Below are 12,516 nucleotides of genomic sequence, written 5' to 3'. Positions count from 1 at the left end.
GCCCCAGCCCGAACGGCAGGGGCGATTCAAATGAAAACAGGCCGCAGCGCTTGTCCAGCAAGCGCCAGCAGCTCTGCTTTTAATAGCATCAGATCCCCGCACGCTCCAGCATGGCGTGCAGCAGCACGTTGCACCCGGCCTCGATATGCTCGGGCTTGGCGTCCTCGATCTCGTTGTGGCTGATGCCGTCCTTGCAGGGGATGAAGATCATGCCGCTGGGTGCGAGCTTGGCCATGTAGACGGCGTCGTGCCCTGCACCTGAGACGGCGGGCATGTGGCTGTAGCCCAGCTTGGCCACGGCGCGGCCCACGGCCTCCACGCACTCGGGCTGGAACAATTGCGCGGGGTAGCTGGACACCATCTCGATGTGCACCTGCACGCCATGTTCCTTGGCTACCTGGTCGGCAAAGGCCTTGACCTCGGCGGCCATGGCGTCCACCAGTGCATCGGTGCTGTTGCGCAGGTCGATGCTGAACTTGACCCGGCCCGGAATCACGTTGCGACTGTTGGGAAACACCTGCACCATGCCCACAGTGCCCCGGCCATGCGGCGGGTGGCGGTGGGCTGCGGCCACCACGTCTTGCATGATGCGCGTGGCGGCCAGCATCGCGTCCTTGCGCAGGGCCATGGGCGTGGGGCCTGCGTGGGCCTCCATGCCGGTGACGGTGCAGTCAAACCAGCGGATGCCCAGCACGCCGCTGACCACGCCGATGGTCTTGTCGTTGTCCTCCAGCACCGGGCCTTGTTCGATGTGGGTCTCGAAGTACGCGCCGATGGGGTGGTCGCCGGGCTCCTGGTCACCGATGTAGCCGATGCGCTCCAGCTCGCCCTTCACCGTCTTGCCTTCCGTGTCGGTGGCGGCGTAGGCGTGCTCCAGGGTGAAGGCCTTGGCGAACACACCCGAGCCCATCATCACGGGCACAAAGCGGCTGCCCTCTTCGTTGGTCCAGAACGCCACCTCGATGGGCGCCTCGGTCTCGATGCCGTGGTCGTTCAGCGTGCGCACCACCTCGATGCCCGCCAGCACACCGTAGTTGCCGTCGAACTTGCCGCCCGTGGGCTGGGTGTCGATGTGGCTGCCGGTCATGATGGGCGGCAGGCTGTTGTTGCGGCCGGGGCGGCGCATGAAGCCGTTGCCGATCTTGTCGATGGTCACCGTCATGCCCGCCTCGCGTGCCCAGCGGGTGACCAAGTCACGGCCCTGCTTGTCCAGGTCGGTGAGGGTGAGGCGGCACACGCCCCCCTTGGGCGTGGCGCCGATCTGCGCCAGCTCCATGAGCGAATCCCACAGGCGCTGGCCGTTGATGCGCAGGTTTTCGATATCGGGCTTGAGTTTCGTGTCCATGGTGTTCTCCAGATGCATTACAGCGGTTAGCGCGCCACCGCCGTGGGGGCCAGGTCCTGCGCGCGCTTTTGCACGGCCTGGAAGTTGGCGCCAAACGCCGGGCGCTTGATGTAGCGGCCCTTGCCCTGCTCGGCCCGCAGGTCGCCGTTGGCGTACACCACGCGGCCCTGGCTCACGGTGTGGCTGGGGATGCCACGCACGGTGCGGCCTTCAAAGATGTTGAAGTCGCCCTTGCTGAACTGGGTCTTGGCCGAGAAGGTTTTGGTGCCTTGCGGGTCCCACAGCACCAGGTCGGCGTCGGCACCTTCGCCGATGAAACCCTTGCGCGGATAGATGTTGAACAGCTTGGCCGCGTTGGCCGAGGTGATGGCCACAAACTCGCTGGGCGTGAGGCGCCCCGTGTTCACGCCGCCATCCCACAGCGCGGCCATGCGCTCTTCCACGCCGCCCGTGCCATTGGGAATCTTGGCGAAGTTTTCTTTGCCCATGGCCTTCTGCGCGGCGCAGAAGGTGCAGTGGTCCGTCGCCGTGGTGTGTAGCTGGCCCGACTGCAGGCCGCGCCACAGCGCCTCCTGGTGGCCCTTGGGGCGGAAAGGCGGGCTCATCACGTAGGCGGCGGCCTTGGCAAAGTCGGGGTCGCGGTACACGCTGTCGTCCACCAGCAGGTGACCGGCCAGCACCTCGCCATACACGCGCTGGCCGCGGGCGCGGGCGCGGGCAATGGCGTCGGCGGACTCCATGCAGCTCACATGCACCACATAGATGGGCACGCCCAGCACGTCGGCAATGGCAATGGCGCGGTTGGCGGCTTCGGCCTCGACCATGGGGGGGCGCGAGAGCGGGTGGCCCTCGGGGCCGGTGATGCCCATCTTGGCGACCTCCTGCTGCAGCAGGTAGACCAGCTCGCCGTTTTCGGCATGCACGGTGGGCATGGCCCCGAGTTCGAGCGCGCGCTTGAAGCTGTTCACCAGGGTTTCGTCGTCGCACATGATGGCGTTCTTGTAGGCCATGAAGTGCTTGAAACTGTTCACGCCCTCCTGCTGCACCAGCGTGCCCATGTCGGCACGCACCTGCTCGCTCCACCAGGTGACGGCGACGTGGAACGAATAGTCAGCCGCCGACTTCTCCGCCCAGCCACGCCACTTGCGGTAGGCGTCCATCAGCGGCTCCTGCGGATCGGGGATCACGAAGTCGATGATGCTGGTGGTGCCACCGGCCAGCGCAGCCGCCGTGCCGGAGAAGAAGTCGTCCATGGTGACGGTGCCCATGAACGGCAGCTGCATGTGGGTGTGCGGGTCGATGCCGCCGGGCAGCACGTACTGGCCGCTGGCATCGAGCGTCTCTGCGCCCGCCGGGGCCTGCGCCGCAGCGTCCTCCCCCACGGCCACGATGCGGCCATCGACGCACAACACATCGGCGCGCTGTTCGCGGTCGGCGTTGACCACGGTGCCACCGCGGATCACAAGGGCTTGGGTCATGGGGGTCTCCTTCAGGAATGCGGTTCAATTCAAAAAAAAGGGACCCCGCACTGGCACCAGGCCCAGGCGGGGTCCGAGGGTCATTGCTTCTTGGCCGTCAGGTAGTAGTAGGTGCCCGCCACTGCCAGGCTGAAGAACCAGCCCGAGTCGAACAGCGTGAGCCAGATGGCGGGCATGCCCGCCTTGTCCACCACGCCCGAAACGGCCAGGTAGCCTGGCAGGCAGGGCAGCACGCCCAGCAGGAAGGCGATGAGCGCCTGCAGGTTCCAGCCGTTGCTGTACTCGTATTCGCCGCCACGGCGGTACAGGTCTTCCACCTTCAGCTCGCTCTTGCGCACCAGGTAGTAGTCGACCAGCAGGATGCCCGCGATGGCCCCCAGCAGCGTGCCGTAGCCGCCCAGCCAGGTGAAGAGGTAGCCGCCCGAGGTGGCCAGCAGCTTCCAGGGCATGAACAGCAGGCCGATACCCGCAGCGATCAGGCCGCCCATGCGGAAACTGATCTTGGAGGGAGCGCACTGGCTGAAGTCATACGACGGCGACACGAGGTTGGCGGCCACGTTGGTCGTCAGGTTGGCCAGCAAAATCACCAGCAGGCCCAGGCCCGCGGCCACGCTGCCCATCTGGGTGAGCAGGCCGTCAGGGAACAGCTGGGCCTTGCCATACAGGATGGCCGAGGCCGAGAAGCCGATCACGCCCACCATGGAGAACAGCGCCATGGGAATGGGCAACCCGATGGCCTGGCCCACAACCTGGTCCTTCTGCGACTTGGCGAAGCGCGTGAAATCCGGGATGTTGAGCGCGAGCGTGGCCCAGAAGCCGACCAGGCCCGTCAGCGCCGCCCAGGTCTTGGGGCCACCCTCGACCACCTTGGCGGGCAGGTTGAAGAGCTGGCCCGAAGGCACCTTCATCATCAGCACCACCACCAGCAGCACCGAGGCGCCGATCATCAGCGGCGCCGCAATCACCTCCAGCAGGCGAATGGACTCCGGCCCCTTCCAGATGAACCAGATGTGCACCGCCCAGAACGCCAGGAAGCACATGAACTGCGAGGTGCTGATGGTCTGCCCTTCGGCCGGACCGGCGAGGTTCATGCCCAGGATGTTGAGAAAGCCATGCAGCGCCAGCGCGCCGAAGTAGCAGTTGATGGAAAACCACCCGCACGCCACCAGCCCGCGCAGCACGGCGGGCAGGTTGGCCCCCTTCACGCCAAACGATGCCCGTGCCAGCACGGGAAAAGGCACGCCGTAGCGGGGCCCCACGCGGCCGATGAGCACCATGGGCACCAGCACGATGCAATTGGCCAGGAACACCAGCCACACTGCCATCTGCCAGGTGAAGCCCTGGTCCAGCATGGAGCTGGCCATGGTGTAGGTGGGCACGCACACCACCATGCCCACCCAGAGCGCGGCAAAGTCCTTCCAGGTCCAGTGTCGCTGCGCGGCGGTGGTGGGGAGCAAATCTTCGTTGGCGAGCGTGTTGGACGCCGCGCCGGACATGGGCCCCGCCATATGGGCAGCGCTGCCGGTACTGTTGGTCATGCCTGTACTCCTGTCAAAAGACTTGGTTGGGGTTGCACACGGCCCGCTGTCGGCTCCGGCCTCCTCAGGCTGGCAGACAGCGGGAAAGGGAAGCGAGCGATGCTATCGGTCACGCAAGAACTGCACCAGACGCACTGCAGCACGCACCGCGGCCACGGCCTGCACGCCCCATGCGCCCGGCGCCATCACGCCGCCACCCGCTGCGGGTTGTTCGGGTGCGTGGTCCAGTTGGCGTAGACGCCGGAAACCGGCTGGCCCGTGCGCTGGTCCACCTCGCCCGGCGCGAGCGCCCGCATGGTGATGCACTCGGGCACGGGGCAGATGGACACGCACAGGTTGCAGCCCACGCACTCGGCCTCGTTGATCTCGAACTTGCGCACGCCACCGTCCTTGGTGAAGGTGATGGCCTGGTGCGAGGTGTCCTCGCACACCACATGGCAGCGGCCGCACTGGATGCAGGCATCCTGGTTGATGACGGCTTTCTCGACGTGGTTGAGGTTGAGGTTCTTCCAGTCCTTCACCGTGGGCACGGCCTGGCCCTTGAAGTCGTCCAGCGTGGCGTAGCCGTGCTCATCCATGAAGTTGGAAAGCCCATCGCACATGTCCTGCACGATCTTGAAGCCGTACACCATGGCGGCGGTGCACACCTGCACGGTGCCGCAGCCCAGCGCGATGTATTCGGCCGCGTCGCGCCAGGTGGTCACCCCGCCAATGCCGCTGATGGGCAGGCCGGCAGTCTGCGCATCACGCGCAATCTCGGCCACCATGTTGAGCGCAATGGGCTTGACGGCCGGGCCGCAGTAGCCGCCGTGCGAGCCCCAGCCGTCGGTGCTGGGGTTCATCACCATGCGGTCCAGGTCCACGCCCATCACCGAGTTGATGGTGTTGATGAGCGACACCGCGTCCGCCCCGCCCGCCTTGGCCGCGCGGGCCGGGTGGCGCACGTCGGTGATGTTGGGCGTGAGCTTCACAATCACGGGCAGCCGGCTGTACTGCTTGCACCAGGCTGTGACCATCTGGATGTATTCGGGCACCTGGCCCACGGCGGCGCCCATGCCGCGCTCGCTCATGCCGTGCGGGCAGCCGAAGTTCAGCTCGATACCGTCCGCGCCGGTGTCCTCCACCATGGGCAGGATGCGCTTCCAGCTGTCCTCCACGCAGGGCACCATGAGCGAGACGATCATGGCGCGGTCGGGCCAGTTGCGCTTGACGCGGCGGATCTCTTCCAGGTTGGTCTGCAGGGGGCGGTCGGTGATGAGCTCGATGTTGTTCAGGCCGATCACGCGGCGGTCCTGCGACATCAGCGTGGAATAGCGGGGGCCGCTGACGTTGACCACCGGCGGGTCTTCGCCCAGCGTCTTCCACACCACGCCGCCCCAGCCGGCTTCAAAGGCGCGGGTGACGTTGATCTCTTTGTCGGTGGGCGGCGCGGAGGCGAGCCAGAAGGGGTTGGGGCTTTGGATGCCCAGGAAATTGCTGCGGATGTCTGCCATGGGGTGCTCCCGTGAATTGAGTTGACGACGTCAGGCCACGCGTGCCACGGGCGTGCTCAGCGATTCATGGATGGAGACGGCGGCGACCTTGCCGTGCTCCACCGCCTCGACCGTCAGGTCGCGCCCACCGGCACGGCAGTCGCCGCCCGCCCACACGCGCGCCACGCTGGTACGGCCCGCCGCATCGGTGCGGATGCGCCCGCCCTCCAGCGCGACGGCTGCGCCCGCGGGCTGCGCCACATAGGTCTGGCCGATGGCCTTGAGCACCATGTCGGCGGCCAGCGTGAAGGTCTCGCCCGTGGTCACCAGCTTGCCGCTGGCATCGAGCGCCGTGGCGGCAAAGCGCACGCCGGTGACGGCACCGTTCTCGCACAGCACCTCTTGCGGCGCGGCCCAGTGGCGGATGGTGACGCCGTTCGTTTGCGCCCACTGCTGTTCCACCACCGAGGCCGACATGCCGTCCGCCCCGCGGCGGTAGACGATGGTCACTTCTTCGGCGCCCAGCTTGCGTGACTGCACGGCGGCATCCACGGCCGTCATGCCGCCGCCGATCACCACCACGCGTCGGCCCACGGGCAGCGTGGAAAGGTCGCTGCTCTGGCGCAGCTCGGCGATGAAGTCCACCGCGTTGCGCAGCCCTGCGGCCGTGGGCTCGGCAATGCCCAGCGCGTTGACGCCCTGCAGACCCAGGCCCAGAAAGACCGCGTCATGGCTGGCCAGCAGGCTGTCGAGCGTGAAGTCGCGGCCCAGCTGCTGCTGGGTGCGCACCGCAATACCACCGATGGACAGCAGCCACTCCACTTCTTTCTGGGCAAAGTTGCCGGCCGTCTTGTAGCTGGCCAGGCCGTATTCGTTGAGGCCGCCCAACTTGGGCCGCGCATCCAGCAGCGTCACGTCATGCCCGCGCACGGCCAGGCCATGTGCGCAGGCCAGGCCCGCCGGGCCCGCGCCCACCACCGCCACGCGCTTGCCCGTGGGCGCGGCGCGCTGGAAGAGCGGCGCACCCGGCTGGGCAAAGAACGCATCGGTGGCGTAACGCTGCAGCGCGCCGATCTCCACGGGCTTGTCCTCGTTGGTGTTGCGCACGCAGGCCTGTTCGCACAGCACTTCGGTGGGGCACACGCGGGCGCACATGCCGCCCAGCGGGTTGGCCGTGAGGATGGCGCGCGCCGCGCCCCGGTTGTTGTCCTGCGCGATGCGGTGGATGAACGAGGGGATGTCGATGCCCGTGGGGCATGCCGTGGCGCAGGGCGCATCGTGGCAGTAGTAGCAGCGCTCGGCCTCGATCAGCGCCTGCGGCCGGGTGAGCGGCGGGTGCGCGTCGCCAAAGTTGGCGGCGTAGTCGGCCAGGTTCAGGCGTGCGGCGTGGATGCCGCAGGCGCGGCTTGCGGGAGTGTTCATTTAGAAATCCTCCGGTGGGTGCAGCGGACGCGGGAGTCGCGTGGTGGTGGAAACGGGGCGCACCGGCGGCGCGTGGCGCAGGGCCACCGGCGGGCGGGTCGCGGTGCGGCCTGCGCATCCGGCGCGGGGGCATGGGCCCGCGCCGGCAGACTTCGGAGGGTTCATCGTGGTCCTCGCTGTAAGGGGCAGGTGCCCGCGACCTCCTGGGGTTGCGGTGCCCTGCATTGCGGTTCAATTTACCAACGCGTAAAAATTTACCAATTGGTAAAATCCCTACAGCAAGCGCCATGCCAGGGCTGGCGGCGCAAACCGGTATCTGTTTGTTCCACAATGGTGCGATGACCGACGCAGCCCGCCCTTCGAGTTCCCCCCGCGCGCACCGCCCCCGCACCGCCTCCGCATCCTCCGTTGAACGCAGCGCGCCCCCTGAGAAAGCCCCCACCTCCCGCACCCCCACAGCTTCGCGCCTGCTCAAGGAGAGCAGCATCCTCGCCGAGGCGGAAAACCACTTTGCGCAGTTCGGCTTCGAGGGCGCGTCGCTGGAGAACATCGCCGCGGCCGCGGGCATCAGCCGGCACAACCTGCTGTACTACTTTCCCAGCAAGGAAGCGCTGTACCAGCGCGTTCTGGACGATGTGCTCACCGAGTGGCTGGAGGGGATGGAGGCGCTGTCGCACAGCGACGACCCCCAGCAGGCCCTGCGCCGCTACATCCGCGCCAAGCTGCAGTACTCGCGCCTGCGCCCCCAGGGGGCCAAGGTATTCACCAAAGAGGTGATTGCCGGTGCACCACGGTATGGCAAGGCCATCATCGAACGCGTGGCGCCCCTGCTCAAGACGGAGGTACGCACCTTCGAACGCTGGGCGCGCGAGGGCCGGATCGCCCGGGTCCACTTCACGCACCTGATGTTCATCATCTGGTCGGTGACCCAGGCCTACGCCGAGCAGGAAGCCCAGTTCGCCTTGCTGCTGGGCAAGCCCGCCCTCACCGAGCGTGACTACGCCAGCGCCGAGGACCTGATCGTGCGCATGGTGCTGAGCGCCCTGGCCCCTGCCGGCAACGCGTGATCGAGGCGCCGAATTCGTTACATTGATTTACGGGTGCGGGGACACCCGCCATGACGGCCGGACGCCCACCCTGGGGTGTGACGTTTTTCACAGTCCGCGCGTGATTTTTGCTCTGCTAAACTGCCGCCGCCTCAACGCCCCGGTCCGCGGCGCGCGATTAACAGTTGGCAAACATTCCAGAAATGCCCCTAAATGGCTGAATCCGGCAAAAAAGCACCCATTATTTTCGCGCTCGTTGTGCTGCTGGCCGTGCTGGCGGTCTATCTGCCCGGATTGAGCAACGAACTGCTGTTCGATGACCAGCGGCTGGTCGAAGGCTCGGTGTTCAGCGCCTACGGAAGCCTGCTGGAGCTCAAGCAGCGCATGATCTCCTATGGCAGCTTTGTCTGGGTCGATCATCTGGTGGGCAGCGGGTGGTGGAAGCAGCGCATCGTCAACATCGCGCTGCACCTGGGCGTGGTGGCTGCGGTGTATGCCTTCTTCAAGGCTTTGCTGGCCAGCACCCGGTTTCCGGAAGACATGGAGGAGCAAGCCCATTTTGGCGCGTCGCGCACCGCCGCCCTGCGCGTGGGTGTGGCGCTGTTTGCCTTGCACCCCATGGCCGTCTACGCCGTGGGGTACCTGGTGCAGCGCTCCATCCTCATGGCCACACTGTTCGCCGTGCTGGCCTGCTGGGGCTTTGTGCGGGGGCTGCAAACCCGGCGGGCGGGCTGGTATGCCGGCGCTTTCCTGAGCTACGTGCTGGCCGTGCTCTCCAAGGAGCATGTGGTGATGACCGCCGCCGCGGCCGTGCCCCTGTACATCTACGTCCGCCGCCCGAGCGCCAAACAGGCCAGCCTGGTGGTGCTGGGGGCGCTCGCCGTGCTGGCCCTGGCAGGCGGCACGCTGTTTCACTTTTATGGGAACGTGCTGGGCAAGGCTTTCGACCCCCAATCCCTTGCCTTCGCGCAGCAACTGGAAGCCATCCGCCCTGGCGCTGCCGCGCAGGTGTATCCGCTGAGCATTCTGAACGAGGCCGCACTGTTCTTCGCCTATGGCCTGCTGTGGGTGCTGCCGAATATCGGCTGGATGTCCATCGACCTGCGCCCGGCGTTCCCCGTCGGCTTTGCGTCCTCATGGCACATCATCGGCGCGGTAGGGTATCTCGCCCTGTTGGCTGTGGCCGCGTGGCTGGTGCTGCGGCGCACGGGGGCCGTTGCCCTGGCCGGACTGTGCCTCCTGCTGCCGGCCCTGTGGTTCATGACGGAATTTGTGACCGTGTGGATCCAGGACCCCTTCGTCCTGTACCGTAGCTATCTGTGGGCAGTGGCACTGCCCGGCCTGCTGGCGTTGGCCCTGACGGGGTTCCGGCCGCGCACCATCTATGTACTGGGCGCGGTCCTGGGCCTGGGCCTCGGGGCCTTGGCGCTGGAACGCAACCTTTCCTTGCGCGACGAAAACACGGCGTGGGCCGATGCCGCCGAGAAGATCAACCTCCAGGCGGATGCCAGCGCCGTGGGGCGCAGCCGCCCCTTCATGAACCTCGGCGCGTACTACCTGCGCCGGGGCTTCACCGACCAGGCAGAGCGCGCCTTTGCCACTGCCGCCGGGTTGGGCGATGGCGGGGAACTGGGGCGCAGCACGCGTTTCAACATCGGCGTCGTGCTGCAGCAGCAAAAGAAGCACGCCGAGGCACTCAAGGCCTTCGCCGCGGCCGAAGCACTGGGGTACTCGGACCTGCCGCTTTACTACCACCGGGGCGAGTCGCAGTTCGCGCTCAACCAGTTTGGTCCGGCGTACGAGAGCTTTTCCATCGCCCTGCAGAAGGTCGCGCAGGACAAGGCCAACCGCAGCACCGAGCCCACTATCCGCCTGCGCAAGGCAGAGTCCGCCGTGGCCGTCCAGCGCTTTGACGAGGCCGAGCGCGAGTTCCATACCCTGCTCAAGACAGACGCCCACAACCCGCGCTTCGTGCAGGGGCTGGCCATGGCCCTCTTGGGCAAGGGCGACAACAAGCAGGCCGCGGCGGTGGTCGAAGACCTGGTGGCCGCCAAGCCAACAGCGGCCGCCTACTACGCACGCGCCATGGTGTTCTACAGCACCGGCCGCCCTGCGGAGGCCATGAAGGACCTCGACCAAGCGATCCAGATGGACCCGCGGAACCCGCAATACCAGCAGGTGCGTGCCAAGGTTGCTGCAGACGCTGCCAAGCCCTGACGAGCCCAGTTCATGGCGCTGCGGGTTCTGCACATCGGCAAATTTTTCCCCCCGTACCACGGCGGGATGGAAGTCTTCCTGGCCGACCTCATAGAAGCCCAGCGCCAGCAAGGGCTGGACGCCCATGCGCTGGTGCACGGCGACCCGTTGCCGGACGATCCGCACTGGCTGACCCGGGTGCCCGTGCAGGTCAGCCTGGTCTACGCCCCGATCGCCCTGGGCTTTCGAAGGGCGATGAAGGACGCCATCGCCCGCGTGCAGCCCGACGTTTTGCACCTGCACATGCCCAACAACGCCGTGTTCTGGGCGCTGACGCTGGCGTCTGCGCGGGACATTCCCTGGGTGGTGCACTGGCAGTCCGATGTGGTCGTGTCGCGCATTCGCCGGGCCGTTGCACTGGCCTACCGGCTGTACCGGCCGTTCGAGCAGGCGGTGCTAAACACGGCAGCGCGCATCATCGTCTCCTCCCCCCCGTATCTGGAAGCCAGCGAGCCGCTGCAGAGATGGCACGACAAATGCGCGGTCATTCCCCTGGGCATCACGCCCCCCGCGCCCGCACTGCCCACGGATGCCCCACCCCGGGCCCACACTGAAGGATGGCCCGCAGGCCAGCCGCTGCGGGTCTTGTCCATAGGGCGGCTGACCTACTACAAGGGCTTCCCTACCCTGGTCCGGGCACTTTCCGGAATGGCGGGGGTGGAACTGGTCATCGTGGGGGACGGCGAACTGCGCCCGGAACTGGAAGCGCTGATTGCCTCCACGACGCCCCAGGGTGTTCGCCCCAACGTGCGGCTTGCTGGCCGTGCCACGGCCGACGAGAAGAATGCGCTGCTGGAAAGTTGCGACGTCTTTTGCCTCGCCTCCAACGAGCGGACCGAGGCCTTTGGCATGGTCTTGCTGGAAGCCATGGCCCACGGCAAGCCCTGTGTGGTGTCGGCCCTGCCCGGCTCTGGCATGCCGTGGGTGGTGGCCCACGCCGGCGCGGGGTTGCAGGTACCGCCGGACGACCTGGAGGGCTGGCGCGCAGCCATCCGCCAACTCGGGGATGATCCCGCCTTGCGTACACGGTATGGTGCAGCAGGCCAAAAGGCCTTGCACTCCACCTTTTCCATCACCACCTGCGAGCGCTCCGTGTTCCAACAGTATGAACTTGCCATGCCCGAGGCTTGGAGCGGCAAGCCTCGCGACGGCGTGCTGATCGTCATCCCCGCGCGCAACGAAGCGACCACCATTGGCGCGCTGCTCGAGCGGCTGCACGCGCAAGGCTGGCGGGATGTACTGGTCATTGACGACCACAGCACGGACGGCACCGGCGCCATCGCGCGCGCCGCAGGCGCCCACGTACTGCACCCCGTCCTTCCCATGGGCGCGTGGGGCGGCATGCAGGCAGGTATTTGCTATGCGCTGGCACAGGGGTACCAGGCCGTGATCACCATGGATGCGGACGGACAGCACGAGGTCGAAGAGATTCCGGCGCTGCTGGCGGCACAAAGCGGCTCCGACCTGGTGATTGGCGCCTTCCCGGAACGGGCAAGCCGGCTGCGGCACCTCGCATGGCAATGGTTCCGTCGCATTGCAGGCTTTGATTTGCGGGACCTGACTTCCGGGTTCAGGCTGTACAACCTGAGCGCGATGCGCGTGCTCGCTTCACGCGAAGCCACCCTGCTGGACTACCAGGATCTCGGCGCCCTGCTCCTGGTTCGAAGGGCGGGCCTCACCATCTCGGAAGTGCCGGTGTCCATGAACATGCGCGTTGCCGGCACGTCGCGCATCTTCAACTCGTGGGTGAGCGTGGGCAAGTACATGATCGCCACCACCCTGCTGTGCCTCGCCCGCTGGGACGTACGGCAACGCAGGGCGCCCTGACCCGGCAAGCCCCGCTCCGCCCGGCGGCGGAAAAAACCCATCGAAACCCCACAAGCATGCGCTTGCTATTGGCGCTGGTTTCGATTAGATTTTGCGCGGTTATCATTTTTTTACATTGTCACGGCCTTGCTG

General features: G+C 66.7%; 8 protein-coding genes. 3 read left to right on the top strand and 5 right to left on the bottom strand.

Going from position 1 to position 12,516, the window contains the following annotated elements; translation table 11 throughout:
- Nucleotides 1-88 precede the first annotated feature (88 nt).
- The 5 genes from ACOYR3_RS05580 to ACOYR3_RS05560 all read right to left on the bottom strand — a co-directional run bounded on the left by ACOYR3_RS05580 (nucleotide 89) and on the right by ACOYR3_RS05560 (nucleotide 7,255).
- Nucleotides 89-1,345, bottom strand: a complete 1,257-nt coding sequence (locus ACOYR3_RS05580) for a Zn-dependent hydrolase (protein ID WP_422845485.1) — start codon at nucleotides 1,343-1,345, stop codon at nucleotides 89-91.
- Nucleotides 1,346-1,371: 26 nt separating this feature from the next.
- Nucleotides 1,372-2,823: a dihydropyrimidinase gene (hydA, locus tag ACOYR3_RS05575; protein ID WP_422845484.1), complete on the bottom strand. Its 1,452-nt coding sequence runs from the start codon at nucleotides 2,821-2,823 to the stop codon at nucleotides 1,372-1,374.
- Nucleotides 2,824-2,903: 80 nt separating this feature from the next.
- Nucleotides 2,904-4,361 carry an NCS1 family nucleobase:cation symporter-1 gene (locus ACOYR3_RS05570; protein WP_422845483.1) on the bottom strand — a complete coding sequence of 486 codons (1,458 nt, stop codon included), beginning with the start codon at nucleotides 4,359-4,361 and terminating at the stop codon, nucleotides 2,904-2,906.
- A gap of 185 nt (nucleotides 4,362-4,546) precedes the next feature.
- Nucleotides 4,547-5,854: an NAD-dependent dihydropyrimidine dehydrogenase subunit PreA gene (gene preA, locus ACOYR3_RS05565; protein ID WP_422845482.1), complete on the bottom strand. Its 1,308-nt coding sequence runs from the start codon at nucleotides 5,852-5,854 to the stop codon at nucleotides 4,547-4,549.
- A 30-nt stretch (nucleotides 5,855-5,884) separates the two neighbouring features.
- Nucleotides 5,885-7,255 (bottom strand): NAD(P)-dependent oxidoreductase, encoded by a 1,371-nt coding sequence (locus ACOYR3_RS05560; protein WP_422845481.1) that lies wholly within the window; start codon nucleotides 7,253-7,255, stop codon nucleotides 5,885-5,887.
- A gap of 338 nt (nucleotides 7,256-7,593) precedes the next feature.
- Here ACOYR3_RS05560 and ACOYR3_RS05555 point away from each other — a divergent pair, with 338 nt between their 5' ends.
- From ACOYR3_RS05555 to ACOYR3_RS05545, 3 genes are all read left to right on the top strand, one after another.
- Nucleotides 7,594-8,322, top strand: a complete 729-nt coding sequence (locus ACOYR3_RS05555) for a TetR/AcrR family transcriptional regulator (protein WP_422845480.1) — start codon at nucleotides 7,594-7,596, stop codon at nucleotides 8,320-8,322.
- 192 nt (nucleotides 8,323-8,514) lie between these two features.
- Nucleotides 8,515-10,518, top strand: coding sequence for a tetratricopeptide repeat protein (locus tag ACOYR3_RS05550; RefSeq protein ID WP_422845479.1), 2,004 nt, complete (start codon nucleotides 8,515-8,517; stop codon nucleotides 10,516-10,518).
- 12 nt (nucleotides 10,519-10,530) lie between these two features.
- Nucleotides 10,531-12,384, top strand: a complete 1,854-nt coding sequence (locus ACOYR3_RS05545) for a glycosyltransferase (RefSeq protein WP_422845478.1) — start codon at nucleotides 10,531-10,533, stop codon at nucleotides 12,382-12,384.
- Nucleotides 12,385-12,516 lie beyond the last annotated feature (132 nt).

The sequence above is a fragment of the Acidovorax sp. M2(2025) genome (assembly GCF_049330835.1).
Taxonomy (GTDB): domain Bacteria; phylum Pseudomonadota; class Gammaproteobacteria; order Burkholderiales; family Burkholderiaceae_C; genus Acidovorax.
This window is presented reverse-complemented; position numbering and strand designations above follow the sequence as displayed.

Coding starts and splice junctions, on each gene's coding strand:
- ACOYR3_RS05550 (WP_422845479.1), top strand. CDS start 8,515: ATGGCTGAATCCGGCAAAAAAGCACCCATTATTTTCGCGCTCGTTGTG.
- ACOYR3_RS05560 (WP_422845481.1), bottom strand. CDS start 7,255: ATGAACACTCCCGCAAGCCGCGCCTGCGGCATCCACGCCGCACGCCTG.
- ACOYR3_RS05555 (WP_422845480.1), top strand. CDS start 7,594: ATGACCGACGCAGCCCGCCCTTCGAGTTCCCCCCGCGCGCACCGCCCC.
- ACOYR3_RS05545 (WP_422845478.1), top strand. CDS start 10,531: ATGGCGCTGCGGGTTCTGCACATCGGCAAATTTTTCCCCCCGTACCAC.
- ACOYR3_RS05570 (WP_422845483.1), bottom strand. CDS start 4,361: ATGACCAACAGTACCGGCAGCGCTGCCCATATGGCGGGGCCCATGTCC.
- ACOYR3_RS05580 (WP_422845485.1), bottom strand. CDS start 1,345: ATGGACACGAAACTCAAGCCCGATATCGAAAACCTGCGCATCAACGGC.
- hydA (WP_422845484.1), bottom strand. CDS start 2,823: ATGACCCAAGCCCTTGTGATCCGCGGTGGCACCGTGGTCAACGCCGAC.
- preA (WP_422845482.1), bottom strand. CDS start 5,854: ATGGCAGACATCCGCAGCAATTTCCTGGGCATCCAAAGCCCCAACCCC.